Consider the following 19,423-nt stretch of genomic DNA (forward strand, 5'->3'; position numbering starts at 1 on the left):
TTGTCTTGGGGAAATTATCGTGCGCCGATATGTAAGGATGGAAAAGGGGCGGGCAAGGGGATTCGATGTCGTTCAGGCGGGATCGAGCGACCCGCGATAGGCGACGATCAGTCCGATGATCGGCGCGGCGATTTCAACATCGAAGCGGAATTGGCCGCCGGCCTCGGTCTCGACACCGATGCCGCGCGGCATCAGCCGGCGCGGCATTGCGATGCCAAAGGCCGACCAGCGACGCGGGACGAGATGGAGGCGGTCGCGCTCGATCACGAGCGCCATCGCGAAGGACAGCGGGCCAAAGCGCTCGACGAGCAGATAGTCGTTCCGCCCGTTTCCGCATGATTGCAGTGATGCGAATCGTTTGCCGCCAAAATCGCGAGTCCAGCGCTCGCCGTTCTTTTGGGGCGTGAATGCGACCGTGACGGGCACATGCGCCGCAGCCTTCGGAAAACCGACGATCGCGGCGACGATGCGCGACAGAAGGCCGGTGCCGCGGCGGACGTCGGCATGCCCCTGCCACCGGCGCTCGGCTTTGCTTCCGTGCAATAGTTGAAGCTTCGGCGGCAGCGTGTCGAAGGCGGTCCCGAGGATCTGGCGATAGAGCGGGGCCTCGCGCTGCTCGTCGCGGAATCCGGTATGGATCGAGCGGCCTTTGAACAGCGCGTCATAATCGGCGAGGGTGAGCGCATCGACGCTCGATCGCGCGCCAGCGGCGGGGCGGTCGCCGGCACGCAATTTGCGGACGATCGCCTCGATCGCCATCGACGGAATATAGGGACCATCGTCGCCCTCGGCCAGAAGGTGCCAGCTGCGCTCGGCCGCTCCCCCGCCGGCGACGCCGCGCACGCGAAGGAACATGCCGCCGCGATGTTCGCCGAAACGCATGCGGTTGAGCACCGCGTAGAAGAGGCGTGAAAAGGGTTCGAACGACGGCAGGCGAAAGCGCGCGCGAACTTTGGCGAGCAGGTTCAATATCCGGTGCAAAACTTCGGGGACCGGCCCCGCGCCCATCCAGATATCGCCGAGCGCCGGATAAGCGCGCGGGATGAGTTGGAGGTCGGGGACATCGACGAGCGAGAAATGGATGTTCCGCAGCGGCAGGCGGCCTGGAACCGCGACGGTATAGCGCAGGCTTTCGGCGAGCCCGATGCCGTGCGCGTCCTTGCCGCCGCGCCGTAGCTTCACCGGCGCGCCAGCATAGCCGACGACCGCGCGCATGACGTTGAGCCCGATGCCGGCAAAGGGCGACGGCGCGATCCCGCCCTCGACGCTTTGGATGTCCATCGTCTTCGCCATTTCGCGCAGCACCGCACCGGTCAGCGCCGGAAAGCTGCTGACTCCCGACAGGATGAAAACTCCCGCCGCTTTCGCTGCTGCATCGAAGCGGTCGATGCCGAAGACGAAGTCTGCGCCGTCAGCGAAATCGAGATAGTCGACTCTTGCCGCGATGCAGGCCGCGACCACTCGATAGCCGTCGGCGCCATAGTCCTGGAACGGTCCCGACGCATCGACGACGAGGTCGGGTCCGAGGCTGTCCAGCGCTGCCGCGATATCGCGCCGGTCGAGCGCATGCGGATAAACGCGCGCGGCACCCTGATAGGCGGCGCAGAAGCGCGTCGCGCGGCCCAGGTCGCGGCCGCAGATCAACAGGTCGAGGTCGGGGACGTCGGCGAGAAGTTCGGCGAGCCGCCCGCCGAACACGCCATAGCCGCCGAGGATCAATATCTTCATGTCAAAATCCGGTTCTGAAATTCGGGCGGCGCCACCCAGCAGGTCGCGCGCTTTCCGAACAGGCGGTAACGATTGCGCGCGATCCACCGGTAAACGGGATCGCGGAGCAGAGCGGGGACAAGGCGAAGAAGCGCAAGCCCTCGCCACGGCCAGCCGAGCCCTTCGTAGATCGCGAGCACGGCATCGCTGTCGCGCCGCACGCTCGCGCCGTCGACGACCAGAATGCTCGTCGGATCGTCCGGATCGAGGCCGTGTTCGCGGCATAGCGCAGCGCCCGCGGCACCCTGCATCGACGCGAGGCGAAACCGTGCGGCCTTGTCGCGCCGCAGCACGAACTGCGCGTTCGCCGAACAGAGTATGCATTCGGCGTCGAACAGGATGATCGGGCCATCAGCCATCGCGGAAGAGCCCGTGCTGGCTCAGCAATTCGCCGAACAAGGGATGCGTCACGTTGAGGTCGAAGGCGAAGCGGCCGCTCCCGAGATGCTGATGCGTCACGACCGTCGCGCCGGGGGCGAGCCAGCGGGGGACGCGGAGGCGGAGTTTCGCGCGCTGCCAGAAATAATGATCGGACGCGAAAATCAGCGCGTCGGCCTCCGCGCGCACGATGAGCGCCATGCCGAAGCCGCCGCCGATATGCTCTTCGAGCCCGGTGGGACCGGCAAAACGCTTCGCGCTATGGATCACCTGCGGATAACGGCGAACGCGGCCGTACAGGCGCGTCCAGCACTGGCCACCACTTGCGCTGTCCTCGCTTACCGCAACGGCGGCGGGGGCGGGTCCGCTGGCGTTCGTCGGTAAGGGCGCACCGATCAGGCGGCAGAGCTGCGCAAGCAGCCAGCCGGCGCGCGACAGGCGCGTCCAGACGATCTCGCCGCTATAGGTCGCGACCATCGTTCCCGACAGGCGCTTTGAAAAGCGGCGGCGGACGTCATCGGGCAGGTCGTTCCAGGCGGTGAGGGGCACGAGACGGCGGAAGCGATCGTCGGTCAATGCGTTGTCCGCATCGGGCACATCCATGGCGGATGTTTGGACCTGCCGTTTCGGTTCACTCAGCATGTCGCCCTCCTACCGTGCGTCTTTGCCGCCATCTTTGCCGCGACCGGGGCGCCAGTTGATCAGCTTCGTCACCCCCGCACCCAGCTTGATCAGGCGCATCAGCGCCGGCTTGGGCACGTTGAGCATTTCGTCGTGCCAGCGGCTCATAGTCGTAACGAAATCGAGCATGTCGGCGAGGCGCGCCTTGGCGCCCGCGCTGAGTTCGGGATCGTTCGCGGCGCGCGCGACGCAGGCTTTCAGCGCCGCCTCGGCGGGGTCGACTTCGCGCGCCTTGCGGCCTGCCGCGATCCGCGTGACCATCTCCCAGATATCGGTTTCGGCGCTGAAATGGTCGCGACGGTCGCCGAGCAGTGGCACGCGATCGATCAACCGCCAGCCGAGCAGTTCCTTGATCGAATTCGACACGTTCGAGCGCGCGAGGCCGAGCATTTCGGCAATCTCTTCGGCATTGAGCGGGCGGTCGGACACGAACAACAGCGCGTGGATCTGCGCCACCGAGCGGTTGACGCCCCACTGACCGCCGAGATTTCCCCAGTGCAGAATGAACTCGGTCGCCGCCGGGGACAGTTTCGCAACTTGTTCTGATATTTCTGTCATAACAGAAATATCAGACGAAAGAGACTGAGAGTCAAGGGGCCTTGCGCGCAAAGGGCCGGTGCGCATCCCGTGCAACCAGATTCCCGGCCAGGGCGTTTCGGGTTGAAGTAAAAAAGGAAAAAATCGCATGATTACGACCAGGACCTTCACCGCAATCGCCGTCGGCGCATTGATCCTAGCGCCCGGCGTGGCGACCGCCCAGTCGGGCTCGTCCGAGCCGTCGGGCGGAGCACAGGAGGATCGTGTGGGCGCCATCCTCGGAACCTTGTTCGGCGACCGGCTTGGCGTGTCGACCTCGGTCGAGCGGCAATGGGCGGCTGGCCGTAAGCCCCTCGCGACCCAGCGGACGCAGTTTATCGCGCGGATCGACGCCGATGTTCGCTCGGGGGCGTTGACCGCCCGTAACGGAACCCGCGTGAAGGCAGACTATGAGGAACTCGTTGCGCTCGAAGCCCGCTACGGCGCCGACAACCGCTTCACGACGGCGGAGCGCACCGAACTCAGCGACCGCTACGGCGCGCTGACGCAAGCGCTCACCGAAGGCGGTTATGCCGATGAGGACGAGGATTCGGACACCTTGTCGGTCGCCGACGGCCGCACCGAATTCCACCGGCGCGTCGATGCAGCGGTGGCGGCGCGCCGCCTGAGCCGGACAGAAGCGACCCGGGTCAAGAGCGATTATGCGGCTTTGATCCAGACCGAAGCCACATATGCCCGCGACGGGATCAGTCGCCGCGAGCGGGAGGATCTCGATGCACGCCTCGATGCGCTTGATACCCGGGTCGGCGATACCGCTTATGGCGGCGGTTCGGCGGTGCTCGATAACCGCACCCGCTTGTCCAACGTCGACCGCGCGCTCGGCACCAGCGGCCTCAACGCTGCCGCGCAGACGCAGCTGCGTGTGGAACTGGGCGACCTGACGCGTCTCGACGCGGCCTATTCGCGCGCGACACCGAGCAGCGACGACAAAGCCTATCTCGAGCGCCGCATCGCCGACCTCGAAACGCGGGCGCGGGTACGCCGCTGAGATCGGTATCGGCGCGCAGCCATGAAAAAAGGGCGGCCATCCTTTCGGAGGGCCGCCCTTGTTTTCTCGTGTCGATGAAAGCGCGCTTTATGCGGCTTCCGCCTCGTCGTCATACTGCTCGACGGGGCCCGAATCCTGACCCTTGGCATCCACGTCGCGGTCGACGAATTCGATGATCGCCATCGGCGCCGCATCCGAAGCACGGATACCGGCCTTGATCACGCGGGCGTACCCGCCGTTGCGGTCCTTGTAACGCTCGGCGAGGACATCGAACAGCTTCTTGAGCTGCGTTTCGTCGAGCAGGCGGCTCTGTGCGAGGCGACGGTTGGCAAGGCCACCGCGCTTGGCGAGCGTCACCAGCTTTTCGACATAGGGGCGCAGTTCCTTTGCCTTGGCGACGGTCGTCGTGATCTGCTCATGCTTGATGAGCGAAGCCGACATGTTGCGGAACAGGGCCGTGCGGTGCGCGCTCGTGCGCTGCAGCTTCCGGCCACCAGATCTATGACGCATAATCTATTCCTTCGTTTGTCAGAGGGGCCGTTCAAGGTACCCCAAGCCAGGTCGATTGCGGGCCGACCCATTCCCGTTGTGATGACGCCCCGGCGAACCGGGGCGCTATCTCGATTAACCGAGCAGCTCTTGTTCGAGCTTCTTGGCCATTTCTTCGATGTTTTCCGGCGGCCAGCCGGGGATGTCCATGCCAAGGCGCAGGCCCATCGACGACAGCACTTCCTTGATTTCGTTCAAGGACTTGCGGCCGAAGTTCGGCGTGCGAAGCATTTCGGCTTCGGTCTTCTGAACGAGGTCACCGATGTAGATGATGTTGTCGTTCTTGAGGCAGTTCGCCGAACGGACCGACAGTTCAAGCTCGTCGACCTTCTTGAGAAGGAAGCGGTTGAGCTGGTTGACGTCGGACTCATCGGCGGTAGTCGGCGAAGCCGCCATGCCGATCATGCCGCTGTCGTTCATCGCTTCTTCGAAGTGGACGAAGACCTGAAGCTGGTCCTGGAGAATGCGCGCGGCGTAAGCGACGGCGTCTTCCGGGGTGATCGTGCCGTCGGTTTCGACGGTCAGGTTCAGCTTGTCATAGTCCAGTTCCTGACCGATGCGGGCATTGTCGACCTTGTAGGCGACCTGGCGCACCGGCGAGTAGAGCGAGTCGACCGGGATCAGGCCGATCGGCGCATCGATCGGACGGTTGGCGGTCGCGGGGACGTAACCCTTGCCGGTGTCGGCAACGAGTTCCATGTTCAGCGTGGCACCCTCGTCGAGGTGGCAGATGACATGGTTCGGGTTCATCACCTTGATGTCGCCCGACACCATGATGTCGCCGGCCTTGACGGTCGCGGGACCGGTGGCCGAAAGCTGAAGACGCTTCGGGCCTTCGCCTTCCATCTTGAGCGCGATCTGCTTCACGTTGAGGACGATGTCGGTGACATCTTCGCGCACGCCGGCGAGGCTCGAGAATTCGTGCAGCACGTTCTCGATCTTGATCGACGTGATAGCCGCACCCTGGAGCGACGAGAGCAGCACGCGGCGCAGCGCGTTGCCAAGCGTCAGGCCAAAGCCCCGCTCGAGCGGTTCGGCGACGAAGGTCGCCTTGCGCTTGCCGTCGCTGCCAGCCTTGATTTCCAGGTTGCTGGGCTTCTTCAATTCCTGCCAGTTCCGGATATTGACAGTCATGGATTTCCCTTTGCTTTGGGCGGGACGGGCGGGGGTCGACCACCAGTCCAGCGAGGATTTGGTACGGGCGGCGCTCCGGCGGAGCGCGCCCGAAAGACGTCAGACGCGGCGGCGCTTTGCCGGGCGGACGCCATTGTGCGGGATCGGCGTCACGTCGCGGATCGACGTGATGTGGAAACCGACCGCCTGCAGCGCACGAAGCGCCGATTCGCGGCCAGCGCCGGGGCCCTTGACTTCGACTTCCAGCGTACGGACGCCATGTTCGGCGGCCTTCTTGCCGGCGTCTTCGGCGCAAACCTGCGCCGCATACGGGGTCGACTTGCGGCTTCCCTTGAAGCCCATCATGCCGGCGCTCGACCAGGCAATGGCATTGCCCTGTGCGTCGGTGATGGTGATCATCGTGTTGTTGAAGGTCGCGTTGACGTGGGCGACGCCCGACGAGATGTTCTTGCGTTCGCGCCGACGAAGGCGCTGCGGTTCACGAGCCATGTTGCTATCCTAAATCCTAAATCTTCGAAGCTGCCGTCGGTGCCTTTCGGCAGCCGTCGGCGGAAAGTAAGGAAGCGCGCCCGGGCGGACGCGCTCAAACCTTACTTCTTCTTGCCGGCGATCGCCTTGGCCTTGCCCTTGCGGGTGCGCGCATTGGTGTGCGTGCGCTGGCCACGGACCGGGAGGCCCTTGCGATGACGCAGCCCGCGGTAGCAGGCGAGGTCCATCAGGCGCTTGATGTTCATCGCCGTGTTGCGGCGAAGATCACCCTCGACCGTGTGGTCGGCGTCAAGCGTTTCACGGATCTGCAGGATTTCAGCGTCCGAGAGATCCTGAATGCGACGCGCGTGATCGATGCCCAGCTTGTCGGCGATATCGACAGCGCTCTTGCGACCGATGCCGTGGATATAGGTGAGTGCGATGATTACGCGCTTGTTGGTGGGCAAATTGACGCCCGCAATACGTGCCATTGGATACTTTCTCCTGCTCCACAGGACCGTTGGCATTCGGTCCCATCTCAAAGCGTCTGATTTCCAACGCAAAAAACGGACCACGATGCGCACAGGGCGCTTCGCCGTCCGGTCAGGCTGTCGGAATGGACGCGCAACTAAGGTGAGTCGGCCCGATTGTCAAGCGAAGTGCGGTGACTGGCGCCGGTTATTGGCGGTCAGGATCCGGATGTAAGAGCGACCGCGCGATCATGCAAGCGGTCGACGACCGCGTCATGGATTCCGGAGGCGCAGGCGATGACACCGAACGCCTGCGCGCGCGGTGTGTTGAAGCGTAAGGGTGCACCGAATGCGTCGGTCACCGTCGCGCCAGCCTCGGTTGCGATCAGCGCGGCGGCGGCAACATCCCATTCAAAGCCCCAGCGCAACGTCGCGACCAGGTCGGCGCGGTCGTCGGCAACCAGCGCCATACGTAACGCGATGCTGTTCGGTTTGGTCACGATGACCAGATCGCTGTCGATCTTGGGCAGCGCGTCGGCGGGGACGCGCGATCCCGCGAACTGCGTGCGCTGGCTGGCGTGCAATGTTTCGCCGTTGAGATGCGCGCCCTGGCCCTTTTGCGCCACCCACAATTCGTCGAGCGCGGGGGCATAGAGGATGCCGAACTCCGGGGCGCCGTCGATAACCAGCGCAACCGACACGCACCACCCGGGGCGACCGCGGATGAAGTCGCGCGTGCCGTCGATCGGATCGACGCACCACATCGCGCGGCACGACAGGCGGTCGGCGTTGTCGGCGGTTTCTTCGGACAGCCAGCCCGCCTCGGGTACCATCGCGCCGAGCACCGCCTTCAGCCGCGCATCGACCGCGAGGTCGACGTCGCTGACCGGATTGTCGTGCGACTTGTTCCAGACGTTGACCGCTTGCCCCTCGCCGCGCCAGCGCGCCATCGCCATATCGCCGACCTCGCGGGTCGCAGCGATCGCGGCTTCGAGGTTGCGGCCCGGCATCAGCTACTGGCGACGGTCATGCCGTCGATGCGCAGCGTCGGCGCGTTGATGCCATGGCGGAGTTCAAGGTCGTTCGCGGGGATCAACGCCGCGAACATGTCGATCAGATTGCCCGCGATGGTGAATTCGGCGATCGGTCCGGCGAGTGCGCCGTCCTTGATCAGGAAACCCGATGCGCCGCGGCTGTAATCGCCGGTGACGGGGTTGACGCCGTGGCCGATCAGTTCGGTGATATAGACCCCGTCGGCAATGCCGTCCATCAACGCGGCTGGCGTGGCGCTGCCCGGCGCAAGATTCAGATTGCTCGCACCGACGCCCGATGCCCCCCCACCGCGGCTGGCGTGGCCGGTGGGAGTCAGGCCGAGCTGCTTTGCCGACGCCGTGTCGAGCAGCCAGCCCGTAATCTTGCCGCCGGCGACCAGATTGCGCGCGGCGGTAGGCAGGCCTTCACCGTCGAAAGCGCGGCTGCGCAGTCCGCGCATGCGGTGCGGTTCATCGCGAATGACGATGCTGCTGTCGAACAGCATCTGGTCGTCCTTGCCGAGCAGGAAGCTGGTGCCGCGGGCGATCGCGGGACCGGCGATCGCACCGAGCAGGTGGCCTACGATGCCGCCGCTGACCCGCGGGTCGAGCAGCACGGGCAGCTTGCCGTTCGGCGCCTTGCCTGGATTGAGCCGCGCGATCGCGCGGGTGCCGGCACGGGCGCCGATATCGGCCGCGCTTTCGAGATCGGACAGGTGATGCGCGCTGTGCCAGCCATAGTCGCGCTGCATATTGGCGCCTTCGCCTGCGATGACGCTCGCCGACAGGCTGTGCCCGCTCGATCCGTAACCGCCGGCAAAGCCGTGGCTGGTCGCGAGCGCGAAGCGAGTACGGCTGTGGCTGGCGCTACCGCCTTCGCTGTTGGTCACGCCCTCGACGGCGCGTGCCGCGTCCTCGGCGGCAAGCGCGGCGCTGCGCAGCGCCGCAGGGTCGGCTTCGCTGCCGTCGTCGAGATCGAAATCGGGCGCGGTCCCCTTGAACAGCAGCTCCTCGGGAGCGAGACCAGAATAGGGATCCTCGGGCGCCTCGCGCGCCATCGCTACGCAGCGTTCGACAAGCTTGGCGAGTTCGCCCGCATCCATGTCGGCGGTCGACACGCTCGCGCTCCGCTGGCCGACGAACACGCGCAGCGAGATATCCTGCCCCTCGGACCGCTCGACATCCTCGAGCGCGCCAAGCCGCATCGAAACCGAGGTGGCGGCGTTGCAATAGTAAAGCGCGTCGGCGGCATCGGCGCCGGCCTTTGCGGCGGCATCGCACAGCATCTGCGCACGATCGAGAGCTTCGGAAACGGTCAGCATGCCCGCGCCCTATACGGCGGGCGGGCCAGCGTCAAACTTGGGTACGCGGGATTAGTTGGCGATCGCTGCGATCGCGTCGGTGGCTGCCATCGCGCCGCTGATCCACAGAAAGGGTAGCGTCAGCGCGGCGACCCACAGGCGGCGAACGTCGCGGCGGAACCGCGCGTGAAGCCCCCAGCTGGCAAGCGCCTGACGGCTGAGGCGATACCAGTGGCGTTCGGTCGAACGGGCGACGGGCAGCGCGAGCGCGAGCAGCATGACCAGCGCAACGACGATGAAGGCGGACGGCGCCCCGGCTGCCATCGCGCTCATAACAAGCCAGATCTGGAGGGCGGCAAAGGCGAGGAGGGCGGCGGCGGCGTGCCACGTCATTCGGCGACCCAGACTCCGTGCCGGCGGCACACTGACTGCCGTGCGCCTCCACAGGCGCGGTCCAAATGCTGATGCCATGTTACAGCCCCCTTAGGCTGGCGATTCCCAGAACCGCACGATTTGCCCCAAAAATTCCCAAGTCAAGACAGCTTGCCAGCGATTCGTTAATTTTTGTGTTCAACTCACCCCGGATTCGCAACCAAATCGCGCCAAGCCGCAATTTCGCTGCAGGATTGGCCGTATTGGCGTCCTCAGAGCGCAGCCGGGCGTGTTTTTGCCGATGGTCGAAACGAGGCTTCGGTTTGTCGAAGCCTTGCATCCAACCGGCTCCTTGATAGCGTTTACCCTGTGTCCATCTGCTTCATGCAAAACGGGGAATTTCATGCGCACTCTCGCCTTTCTGGCCGCCCTGGCCTTGCCGCTCGCTCCCGCCCATGCGGCGGACGCCGAAAAACCCGCCATCGAGCCCAAGCCCGCTGCGCTGATCGCCGACGGCATGCCGGAGGTTCCCGCCGAACTGACCGCAGCGACGCGGCCCTATATGGAAAGCCGCGGCGCCAGCTTCGTCGGCTGGCATCCCGTCGATAAATCGATGCTGATTGCCACGCGCTTTGCCAACACGAACCAGATCCACCGCGTCGCGATGCCGATGGGCGCGCGCAAGCAGCTGACCTTCGAAGCCGAGCCGGTGGTGTCGGGCATCTGGTCGCCGAAGACGGCCGACATCATGCTGGTGCAGAAGGATATCGGCGGCAATGAATTCTATCAGCTTTATGCGATGAAAAATGGCCGGCTGGAACTACTGACGGACGGCAAGAGTCGCAACGGCTTCAATGCGTGGAGCGCAGACGGCAGCCTGATCGCCTACACCTCGACCCGCCGCAACGGCCGTGACAGCGACATCTATGTCATGGACCCGCGCAACCCGGCCGGCAACCGCATGGTCGCCGAGGTCAAGGGCGGGGGCTGGGCGGTCCTTGATTTCGCACCCGACAAGAGCTGGGCGCTCGTTGGCCAATATACATCGGTACAGAAATCGGACTTCTTCCGGCTCGACCTGGCAAGTGGGGCGCTGACCCCGATCGGCGACCACAGCAAGACGGTTTCGCACAATGGCGGGCTTTTTGCTCCCGACGGTCAGATATGGGTCACCAGTGACGAAGGTGCCGAATTCGAACGGCTCGGCACTCTCGACCCCCGTACCGGCAAGTTTACGGCCCGGGGACCGGCCGAAAAATGGGACGTCAGCGGTTTCGACATCGCCGAAGATGGCAGCTTTATCGCCTATACCGTCAACGAGGCGGGGACGAGCAAGCTGCGGGTTTTCGATCCGAAGAGCGGCGCGGTGCGCACCGTCGATGCCCTGCCGGCGGGGATCGTCGGGGGTGTCGAAATCGCGCCCTGGGGTGACATCGGGATCAGCTTCACATCGGCGCGCAGCGCGAGCGATGCGTTGAGCGTCGATCCGCGGACGCTCGCGGTCACACGCTGGACCGAGGGCGAGACCGGCGGACTCGATGTCAGCAAGAATGTCGAACCCGAACTGGTGAAGGTGAAAAGCTTCGACGGCCTCGAGGTATCGGGCTTCCTCTATCGCCCCGATCCGGCGAAATTCCCCGGCAAGCGTCCGTTGATCATGAGCGTCCATGGCGGGCCAGAGGGGCAGTCGCGCCCGGGCTTCATGGGCCGCAGCAACTATCTGCTCAATGAAATGGGAATTGCGCTCTTCTATCCCAACGTCCGCGGCTCGACGGGCTATGGCAAAACCTTCGTCAGCCTCGACAACGGGCCGTTCAAGCGCGAGGACAGCGTCAAGGACATGGGTGCTTTCCTGGGGGCGCTGGCGAAGGACAAGGCGCTCGATGCAGCACGGTTCGGCCTGACCGGCGGCAGCTATGGCGGCTATATGTGCTACGCTGCGGCAATCCATTATGCCGATAAATTGCGCGCCAACCTGTGTACCGTCGCCATCTCCAACTTCGTCACCTTCCTCGAGAATACGCAGGAATATCGGCGCGACCTGCGGCGCGTCGAATATGGCGACGAACGCGTGCCCGAACAGCGCAAGAAACTGATGGAAATCTCGCCGCTCACGCGCGTGGCCGAAATCAAAAAGCCGCTGTTCGTCGTTACCGGAGCCAACGACCCGCGCGTGCCCTCGTCCGAGGCCGACCAGATCGTCGCCGCGGTGCGGAAAAATGGTGGCACCGCGTGGCACCTTGTCGGGACGAACGAAGGGCATGGCTTCGCCAAGAAGGAAAATGCCGACTATAATTTCTGGGCGTCGCTTCTCTTCTGGAAGCAATATCTGCTGAATTGACGGCCTGTACCGCCGCCGTGGGGCTCAGTTCCGCGGCGGCGTGGGCAGCGGCGCGGCGTCGGCTTCGTCGGGTACTGCAGGAGCCGGGCCCTGACCGCTGGCCTGCCGTTCGAGTTCCTCGGCGGCTTTCTGACGCTCGGCGAGCGCGCGCTCTTCGGCGACGACCGCAGCTTCGACTTCGTCCGATGCCTCATCGATCCCGGCGATGCGCTTGGCGCGTTCGTCGGCGATCATCGCCTGCCAGTCGGTCTTGTTGGCGGCCTGTCGCTCGGCTTTCGCGCCGGCTACGAGTGCCTGTGTACAGCCGGTGAAGCCGCCTAGGCCGGTCGGCGAGCAGCTGTCGGTGCCGAAACGTCCGATGCGCTCGACCGCGACGACCTTGTTCGCCCAAGCTTCGTTGCGCACGTCGAGTGGGTTGCCGCGCAGCATTTCGGGAACGCGATAGCGTTCGGTTTCGGGAAGTTTCGCGCAGACCAATATTTCGTCGGGCGCCCCTTTCGGGCATTGATCGGAGCCATAGACGACGACCTGATTGACCTTTTCGCCCTCGACGACTGTCTGCTGCTGCGCCGTGGCGGGCAGGGCGGCGGCGCTGCCGGCGAGGATCAGCGCGAACAGGGGGAGGCGGGTCATCTCGATCTTCCTTTTTAAACTTTGGTGCGGCTTGGCACCGCGACCCTGCATCCGTCATGAACGGCGCGGGCCTTTTCTGTATCAGATACGTTTCGACAGCGCGATGGCTGCACGGCAACCCGCGCGAATGGCGAGGCTGAGGATCGGATAGCCGGGCGCGCTTTCGGCGCCTGCCGCGAGCGCGGTTTCCTTATGCTCGAGCTCCTCGGCGCGAAAATCGGCGACCGCGGCGCTGAGTTCGGGATCGCTGTCGCCCAGTTCGTCCAGCTGGTCGCTATAATGGCGGTCGATTTCGGTCTCGACTGCGGCGGTGCATGCCATCGCGGCGCGCGGTCCCATCGCGGCGGTCACCGCGCCCAACGCAAAACCGGCGACGTTCCAGAAGGGTTGCAGCGCGGTCGGACGCACGCCGCGCCTGGCGATCATGTCGTCGAAGAATTTGCGGTGCCGCTCTTCCTGCTCGGCCATGTGCGCAATCTCGCGCGCCATCGGGTGACGGTCGCCCATCACCGCGAGCTGGCCGGCGTAGATGCGCGTCGCGCCATATTCGCCCGCCTGATCGACGCGGATCATCGATGCGGTGCGCTTGCCGGACGTGTTTTGTGTCATGCTGCCGATGTGCTCTTGCCGCGCAGCAAGGTCAAGACAAGCGCGGCGGCGCCCAATGAGAAGATCGCGTTGAACCCCGCGAGCGAGACGCCCAGCAGCGTCCACTGCGCGGTGTCGCAGCGGATCAGCGGCGCGTTCATGATTGCGTCGAGCGACACCGGACCGCTGCCGCCGGTCGCGCAGGTCGTGATGCCTTCCCAGAAGCCATATTCGACCCCGGCGTGGAAAATGCCGATCACGCCGCTGATCGCAATCGCGACGGCGGCGAGCAAAGTAAGCGCGCGCATCGCCTTGTCATTGCCGCGAAGTATCAGCGCGAGCAGCGCCAATATGATCGCCGCCTGGTGCGGCCAGCGCTGCCAATAACACATCTCGCACGGGTGCAGGCCAAAGCCGAATTGCGACACGAGCGCGCCGCCATAAAGCAGCAGCGGCGCGAGGAACGCGACGATGGGCGCGGAAAGCCGCGATTTCAGCATCTCTGAGCCGCCCTTAGTTGCGTGCAGTCGGCTTGGCCGCCGGCTTTGCCGGCAGCTTGCCGCCCTGCGCCATCCGCGGTGCCATCGGGTTGATCCGCCCGATCGTCTGCAGTGCATAATGCAGCTGGAAATCGTCGATGCCCTTGGCCTTCAGGTCGGCCGCGGTCGCGGTGAAGCGCGGATCGAGTTTTTCGTCCTTTTCGAGCAGGCCATTGTCGACCTTCTTTTCGTTGACGAGGTGACGGCGCAGGTCGCTTTCGCGGAATTTCGGCCGCGAGGCATAGTCGGGATCCGAGATCTGCGGCACGCGGATATCGGGCTCGATCCCGCCTTCCTGCACGCTACGGCCCGACGGGGTGTAGTAACGCGCGGTGGTCAGGCGAAGCGCGGTGGTGTCGGTCAGCGGCAGGACGGTCTGCACCGATCCCTTGCCGAAGCTGCGTTCGCCCATCACGACCGCACGATGCTGGTCCTGCAAGGCGCCCGCGACGATTTCAGAGGCCGAGGCCGATCCCGAGTCGATCAGCACGACGACGGGGGCGCCACCGGCGAGATCGCCCGGTTCGGCGAAATAGCGTTCGATATCGCCCTTCTTACGGCCGCGCTGCGAAACGATCTCGCCGCGTTCGAGGAACAGATCGCTGATCCCGACGGCTTCGTCTAGCAATCCGCCGGGGTTCGAGCGCAGGTCGAGGATCCAGCCGCGCGGTTTCCGACCCAGCGACTTTTCGACCGCCATCATCGCGGCCTTGAGGTCCGTCGTCGCGTCGGCAGAGAAGCTGGCGACGGTGAGCACGCCGACATCGCCGCTGACTTCCCATTTTACGGGCTTCAGGTCGATGATTTCACGCGTCAGCGACATTTCGATCGGCTTGTCCTGGCCTTCGCGAACGACGGTGACGTCGATCTTGGTCCCGGGCTTGCCGCGCATTTGTTCGACCGCTTCATCGAGGGTCAGGCCGAAAATCAATTCCTTGTTGATGTGGGTGATATAATCGCCAGCCTTGATCCCCGCCTTGGCGGCCGGCGTGTCGGCGGTCGGCGCGATCACCTTCACGACGCCGTCTTCCATCGTCACCGACAGGCCGAGGCCGCCATATTCGCCGTCGGTCTGGGTGCGCAGGTTCGAAAAGCCGCGTGCGTCGAGATAGCCCGAATGCGGATCGAGGCTGGCGAGCATGCCGTTGATCGCGCCTTCGATCAGTTTCGAATCGTCAACCTGCTCGACATAGTTCGACTTCACTTCGAGATAGACGTCCATGAAACGCGAAATTTCTTCCTGCGTCTTGCTGTCGACCGTTGCCATCGCGCCGGTCGCGAGCGGGACGAGCGCCAGCGTCGAGAGCGCGGCTGCGCCCTGCCACAAGGCAAAGCGGCGCTTCGGAGAGGCAGCGATCTTGGTCGAGTCGGTCATGGGCGTCTTTCAATCACGCGAGAGCAATCCCGCCTTATAATCCCCGGTGCGCCATCCTCCTACGCAAATCTGCGGGCGTCAAGCGGTGCATCCCGATACGGAGCGCCAGCGTAACGGGCGATTAACCGGTCAGGATCAGCCGATCATCGCGACGATATCGACCGGGCGTCCGCCACGGCGAAGTTCGATAGTGATGCGGCTGTCGTCGGACCCTGCACGGCCAACGGGCGCGCCGGCGTCGAGCGTGTCGCCGACGCCGACCGACAGCGCAATCATGCCGGTGAGCAACGAGACCCAGCCGCCGCCATGATCGATGATCACGATCTTGCCATAACCGCGATAATCGCCCGCAAAGCCGACGCGGCCGGGGGCAGGGGCGACGACCTGGCCGCCCGGCCGCGCCGCAATCGTGACGCCGCGTGACCGCACCCCGCTTTCATTGACCTCGCCGAGCCCCGCGACGATCCGGCCGACGACGGGCAGGCGGTAGGCGCCTTGGGTCATTTCGGGTTCGGGTGCCGCGGGCGGCGCGGTGCTGGTGACACCCCCCTCGGGATTGCGCGGGCGACGCAACGGACCCGCGAGCTGCGCGAGTTCGGCGCGCACAGCACCGTCGGTTTCGAGCGAATCCATCAGGTCGACGATATCGCGCGCTTTTTCGCCGAGCCCGAGCGCCCGGTCGGCTTCGAGCTGGGCGCTGCTCATCAACTCGCGCGAACGCAGGCGCCCTTCATTCTCGAGCCGCGTCAACGCGTCGCGGCGGAGCGCAAGCTGCGCCTTGCTGGCAGACAGCGCCTTCAGTGCGAGCGCCTGTTGCTGCCGCACCCGCTGTAGCGCTGCAAGTTCGCGCCGCGCTCCGGCGGTGCGGCGTTCGATCACCGGCATCGCGGCGTCGATCACCGCGCGGGCGTGGACCATGTCGGTGAGCGATCCCGGCTGCGCGAGCACGCTGACTGGCGGCTGGCGGCTCAATTGTTGAAGCGAGGCGGCGAGTTCGAGCAGGGGTTGTTGTTGCCGCGCCAGCCGCGTGCGCTGTGCAGACAGGCGGCGGCTTACGAGCGCGACGCGGGCTTCGCCGGCGCTGATATCGGCCTCGGCCGACTGGATGCGCGCGGCGAGCGCTGCGCTGTGCTTTTTCAGCCGGTCGGCCTCGCTGCTCGCGGCCAGGGCCTGCTTTTCGAGCAAGGTGCTGCGCGCCATCGCTGCCGCCGATTGCTGCTTGGCGCTGAGCAATTGATCGCGCTCGCGCGCGGCGATCGCGGTTGGATCGAAGATGTCGCTCTGTGCCAGCGCGAGTGCGCCGCCCGCAAAGACGGCGGCAATCGCCAGCGCGGCAAGCGCGCGCCTCACTGGCGACCCTCGCGGTGATAGGGGTGGTTGGCGACGATGCTGGTGGCGCGCCACAATTGTTCGGCGAGCATCGCGCGCGCCATCAGATGCGGCCAGGTCGCGCGGCCGAACGCGATGACCTTGTCGGCGCCCTTGCGTTCTTCGGGCGTAAAGCCGTCGGCGGCGCCAAGGCAGAATCGCGTCTCGCGCACTCCGCCGTCGCGCCATTTTTCGAGCAATTTGGCAAATTCGAGCGACGACATCTGGTCGCCGCCCTCGTCAAGCAGGATGGTTCTGCTGTTATCGGCTGCCGCGGGCATGCGCCCGCCCGTATCCGGAAGCTCCGAAATCTTCTGCGCCCAGGTCACGCGCTTCATATAGCGCTCGACCAGCTCAGCCTCAGGCCCGCGCCCGATGCGCCCGCGCGCGATGATGTGCAACAACATGACGCCCCGCCTACCCTTGGCAGGGCAGGGACGTCAATTTGCAGCGACAACCGGCGGCGCGTCGCCGAACGACCACATACGCTCGAGGTTGTAGAAGCTACGCACCTCGGGACGGAACAGGTGGACGATGACGTCGCCCGCATCGAGCAGCACCCAATCGGCATTGGGCAGTCCCTCGACGCGAACCTGGCGGCCCGCTTCTTGCTTGATCCGCTGTGCCAGTTTCTCGGCGATGGCCGAGACATGGCGCGTCGATCGGCCGCTCGCGATCACCATATGATCGGCGATGCTGCTTTTTCCGGCAAGCGGGATGGAAATGGTTTCCTGGGCCTGGTCCTCATCCAGCTGGTGGAGGATCAGTGCGTGGAGCGATTCCACGCTGTCATTTGCGGATGCGGCGCCTGCGGCGGCATCCTGGGTGGCGGAGATCAAATGCGTCCTTTCCTGTTCGTGCCCACAAGCCGCGAACGCGTCAGCGGATCGCGCAAGGCGCGACCTTCATAGCGTTCGAACCAGCGGGGGTTGGCCTGCCGTATCGCAGTTGCGGATCGCACATCGGGCGAAAAACGCAGGAACACGAGGGCGGGCGGTCTCCAGTCCGTCCAATGTAATTTCTGGTCCGCGGGCCGGACGAAGCGCCGAAGCCAACCCATCGCACGTCTTGCGTGGGCGCGGTCATTATAGCCCGGACGCGCGATAACCGCAATCGGCATGAGTCGGGCGATCCCCCGCCAGTCGCGCCATTGGGGCAATTGGACCAGATTATCGGCCCCCATGATCCAGATAAACTGTCTGTTCGGGTATCGGCGGACGAGTTTTTTGAGCGTATCGATCGTGTAGCGCGTGCCCAGTTCCGCCTCGATAGCGGTCGCGCGAATCGGCGAACGCCGCGCCGCATGCTGCGCCGAACCGAGCCGTGCGGGCAGCGAGGCCATGCCGGCTTTGGGCTTCAGTGGATTGCCCGGCGACACCAGCCACCACAGCTCGTCGAGATTCAGCGCCTCGATGGCATTCAGGCTGATCGCGCGATGCCCGCCATGCGCCGGATTGAAGCTGCCGCCGAGGAGGCCGGTGGGGATCTGGCGCGTCAGGGCCGGACCTGTCCCGTGCCGCGCACCAACCATTTATAGGTCGTGAGCCCTTCGAGCGCGACGGGGCCGCGCGCGTGGAGGCGGCCAGTGGCGATGCCGATTTCGGCGCCAAGGCCGAATTCGCCGCCGTCGGCGAACTGCGTCGAGGCGTTGTGCATGACGATCGCGCTGTCGACGCCCGACAGGAAGCGTTCGGCGGTCGCGGCATCCTCGGTGACGATCGCGTCGGTGTGGCGGCTCGAATGCGCGTCGATATGCGCGAGCGCACCCTCGAGGCCATCGACCATAGCAATCGACACGATCGCGTCGAGATATTCGGTGTCCCAGTCGCCCGCCGAGGCCGGATCGACATGCGGGCTGAGCGCTGCAACCGCCTTGTCGCCGCGCACTTCGCAGCCTGCCTTGACCAGCGCTTCGACGATGGCGAGCGTTGCGGGATAGGCGCGGTCGATCAGGATCGTCTCGGTCGCGCCGCACACGCCGGTGCGACGCATCTTGGCGTTAACGGCGAGTTCCACGGCTTTTCCGGGATCGGCAGCGCCGTCGATATAAAGGTGATTGATCCCGTCGAGATGCGCGAGAACGGGCACGCGCGCCTCGTCCTGCACGCGTGCGACGAGGCCCTTGCCGCCACGCGGGATGATGATGTCAATCAGTCCCTGCGCGCGCAGCATCGCGCCGACCGCGGCGCGGTCCTGCGTCGGCATAAGTTGCACCGCATCGGCGGGCAGCCCAGCCTCGACGAGCCCCGCCGCGAACGCCGCGTGGATCGCGCGGTTCGAATGCACCGCCTCGCTGCCGCCGCGCAGGATCACCGCATTGCCCGACATCAACCCGAGCGCCGCCGCATCAGCGGTCACATTCGGGCGGCTTTCATAGATGATGCCGACGACACCGAGCGGCACGCGCACGCGGCTGAGCACCAGCCCGTTGGGCCGCGTCACGCGGTCGATTTCGGCGCCCGACGGATCGGGCAGCGCGGCAACAGCGTCGATCGCGTCGGCGATCGCGGCGAGCCGGCCTTCGTCGAGCCGTAGCCGGTCGAGCATCGCGCCCGACAGGCCGTTCTTCTGTCCCGCCGCCATATCTTCGGCATTGGCGGCAAGGATATCGATCGCCCGCGCGCGAATTTGCGCGGCAGCGGCAACCAGTCCGGCGGCCTTGTTCGCGGTCGGCGCCAGCGCGAGCGCTTTCGACGCGGCGCGCGCGCGCGCGCCCATGTCGGCGATCAGGGCGGCGGCATCGCCGGGCATCGGCGGGGCAGTGAGGGCTTCGGCGTTCATGGCGCCGCCACTATCACGTTTTGCATTGCGCCTGAAAGTCCCGTTGCGCCATCCCCCGCGCC

At 65.3% G+C, this 19,423-nt stretch carries 23 protein-coding genes; 2 read left to right on the forward strand and 21 right to left on the reverse strand.

All coding sequences use genetic code 11. The annotated features are described in order from the left end of the window. Positions 1-72: 72 nt before the first annotated feature. Genes AC3A43_RS11340 through AC3A43_RS11355 form a run of 4 tightly spaced genes read right to left on the reverse strand, consistent with a single transcriptional unit; the run spans position 73 to position 3,384 of the window. Positions 73-1,728, reverse strand: a complete 1,656-nt coding sequence (locus tag AC3A43_RS11340) for a saccharopine dehydrogenase family protein (RefSeq protein ID WP_487792639.1) — start codon at positions 1,726-1,728, stop codon at positions 73-75. Beyond that, complete coding sequence (locus tag AC3A43_RS11345; RefSeq protein WP_487792640.1) at positions 1,725-2,126, reverse strand: thiol-disulfide oxidoreductase DCC family protein; 402 nt, start codon at positions 2,124-2,126, stop codon at positions 1,725-1,727. Before AC3A43_RS11345 ends, AC3A43_RS11340 begins: the two co-directional genes overlap by 4 nt. Next, entirely contained in the window at positions 2,119-2,787 is a 669-nt protein-coding gene (locus tag AC3A43_RS11350; protein ID WP_487792641.1) for a DUF4166 domain-containing protein, read from the reverse strand. The genes AC3A43_RS11345 and AC3A43_RS11350 overlap by 8 nt, the downstream gene beginning before the upstream one ends. Positions 2,788-2,796: 9 nt before the next feature. Continuing rightward, entirely contained in the window at positions 2,797-3,384 is a 588-nt protein-coding gene (locus AC3A43_RS11355; protein WP_487792642.1) for a GbsR/MarR family transcriptional regulator, read from the reverse strand. Positions 3,385-3,511: 127 nt separating this feature from the next. On the opposite strand from AC3A43_RS11355, the gene AC3A43_RS11360 reads away from it, so the two are divergent. Continuing rightward, entirely contained in the window at positions 3,512-4,411 is a 900-nt protein-coding gene (locus AC3A43_RS11360; RefSeq protein ID WP_487792643.1) for a hypothetical protein, read from the forward strand. Between the two features lie 87 nt (positions 4,412-4,498). Here AC3A43_RS11360 and rplQ read toward each other — a convergent pair whose 3' ends face one another. The 8 genes from rplQ to AC3A43_RS11400 form a co-directional block, all read right to left on the reverse strand. After that, positions 4,499-4,921 (reverse strand): 50S ribosomal protein L17, encoded by a 423-nt coding sequence (gene rplQ / locus AC3A43_RS11365; RefSeq protein ID WP_487792644.1) that lies wholly within the window; start codon positions 4,919-4,921, stop codon positions 4,499-4,501. Positions 4,922-5,035: 114 nt separating this feature from the next. Beyond that, entirely contained in the window at positions 5,036-6,094 is a 1,059-nt protein-coding gene (locus tag AC3A43_RS11370) for a DNA-directed RNA polymerase subunit alpha (protein WP_487792645.1), read from the reverse strand. Positions 6,095-6,193: 99 nt separating this feature from the next. Beyond that, entirely contained in the window at positions 6,194-6,583 is a 390-nt protein-coding gene (gene rpsK / locus AC3A43_RS11375; protein WP_003040416.1) for a 30S ribosomal protein S11, read from the reverse strand. 101 nt (positions 6,584-6,684) lie between these two features. Next, on the reverse strand, positions 6,685-7,053 hold the full coding sequence (gene rpsM, locus AC3A43_RS11380; protein ID WP_487792646.1) for a 30S ribosomal protein S13: 369 nt from the start codon (positions 7,051-7,053) through the stop codon (positions 6,685-6,687). A 197-nt stretch (positions 7,054-7,250) separates the two neighbouring features. Further along, entirely contained in the window at positions 7,251-8,042 is a 792-nt protein-coding gene (locus tag AC3A43_RS11385; protein ID WP_487792647.1) for a 3'(2'),5'-bisphosphate nucleotidase CysQ, read from the reverse strand. After that, positions 8,042-9,385 (reverse strand): TldD/PmbA family protein, encoded by a 1,344-nt coding sequence (locus AC3A43_RS11390; protein WP_487792648.1) that lies wholly within the window; start codon positions 9,383-9,385, stop codon positions 8,042-8,044. Before AC3A43_RS11390 ends, AC3A43_RS11385 begins: the two co-directional genes overlap by 1 nt. Before the next feature lie 51 nt (positions 9,386-9,436). Then, positions 9,437-9,757: a hypothetical protein gene (locus tag AC3A43_RS11395; RefSeq protein ID WP_487792649.1), complete on the reverse strand. Its 321-nt coding sequence runs from the start codon at positions 9,755-9,757 to the stop codon at positions 9,437-9,439. 79 nt (positions 9,758-9,836) lie between these two features. Beyond that, positions 9,837-10,076 (reverse strand): hypothetical protein, encoded by a 240-nt coding sequence (locus tag AC3A43_RS11400; protein ID WP_487792650.1) that lies wholly within the window; start codon positions 10,074-10,076, stop codon positions 9,837-9,839. Between the two features lie 63 nt (positions 10,077-10,139). On the opposite strand from AC3A43_RS11400, the gene AC3A43_RS11405 reads away from it, so the two are divergent. Then, positions 10,140-12,077 carry a S9 family peptidase gene (locus AC3A43_RS11405; RefSeq protein ID WP_487792651.1) on the forward strand — a complete coding sequence of 646 codons (1,938 nt, stop codon included), beginning with the start codon at positions 10,140-10,142 and terminating at the stop codon, positions 12,075-12,077. Between the two features lie 24 nt (positions 12,078-12,101). Here the strand turns inward: AC3A43_RS11405 and AC3A43_RS11410 are convergent, their stop codons facing one another. The 9 genes from AC3A43_RS11410 to AC3A43_RS11450 all read right to left on the reverse strand — a co-directional run bounded on the left by AC3A43_RS11410 (position 12,102) and on the right by AC3A43_RS11450 (position 19,361). After that, a complete protein-coding gene (locus AC3A43_RS11410; protein WP_487792652.1) occupies positions 12,102-12,710 on the reverse strand; it encodes a hypothetical protein in 609 nt (202 codons plus the stop codon). 81 nt (positions 12,711-12,791) lie between these two features. Continuing rightward, the gene (locus AC3A43_RS11415) at positions 12,792-13,319 is read right to left on the reverse strand and encodes a demethoxyubiquinone hydroxylase family protein (protein ID WP_487792653.1); all 528 of its coding nucleotides are present in this window, start codon (positions 13,317-13,319) and stop codon (positions 12,792-12,794) included. Next, on the reverse strand, positions 13,316-13,798 hold the full coding sequence (locus AC3A43_RS11420; protein ID WP_487792654.1) for a disulfide bond formation protein B: 483 nt from the start codon (positions 13,796-13,798) through the stop codon (positions 13,316-13,318). The genes AC3A43_RS11415 and AC3A43_RS11420 overlap by 4 nt, the downstream gene beginning before the upstream one ends. A gap of 13 nt (positions 13,799-13,811) precedes the next feature. Further along, entirely contained in the window at positions 13,812-15,212 is a 1,401-nt protein-coding gene (locus AC3A43_RS11425; protein ID WP_487792655.1) for a S41 family peptidase, read from the reverse strand. Between the two features lie 135 nt (positions 15,213-15,347). Continuing rightward, complete coding sequence (locus AC3A43_RS11430; protein ID WP_487792656.1) at positions 15,348-16,562, reverse strand: murein hydrolase activator EnvC family protein; 1,215 nt, start codon at positions 16,560-16,562, stop codon at positions 15,348-15,350. Beyond that, the gene (locus tag AC3A43_RS11435) at positions 16,559-16,987 is read right to left on the reverse strand and encodes a 23S rRNA (pseudouridine(1915)-N(3))-methyltransferase RlmH (protein ID WP_487792657.1); all 429 of its coding nucleotides are present in this window, start codon (positions 16,985-16,987) and stop codon (positions 16,559-16,561) included. The genes AC3A43_RS11430 and AC3A43_RS11435 overlap by 4 nt, the downstream gene beginning before the upstream one ends. A gap of 33 nt (positions 16,988-17,020) precedes the next feature. After that, on the reverse strand, positions 17,021-17,419 hold the full coding sequence (gene rsfS / locus AC3A43_RS11440; RefSeq protein WP_487792658.1) for a ribosome silencing factor: 399 nt from the start codon (positions 17,417-17,419) through the stop codon (positions 17,021-17,023). Continuing rightward, positions 17,416-18,111, reverse strand: a complete 696-nt coding sequence (locus AC3A43_RS11445; protein WP_487792659.1) for a nicotinate-nucleotide adenylyltransferase — start codon at positions 18,109-18,111, stop codon at positions 17,416-17,418. The genes rsfS and AC3A43_RS11445 overlap by 4 nt, the downstream gene beginning before the upstream one ends. After that, positions 18,075-19,361 carry a glutamate-5-semialdehyde dehydrogenase gene (locus tag AC3A43_RS11450; RefSeq protein ID WP_487792660.1) on the reverse strand — a complete coding sequence of 429 codons (1,287 nt, stop codon included), beginning with the start codon at positions 19,359-19,361 and terminating at the stop codon, positions 18,075-18,077. The genes AC3A43_RS11445 and AC3A43_RS11450 overlap by 37 nt, the downstream gene beginning before the upstream one ends. Positions 19,362-19,423 lie beyond the last annotated feature (62 nt).

It is taken from the genome of Sphingopyxis sp. Soil_C_28 (genome assembly GCF_057657055.1).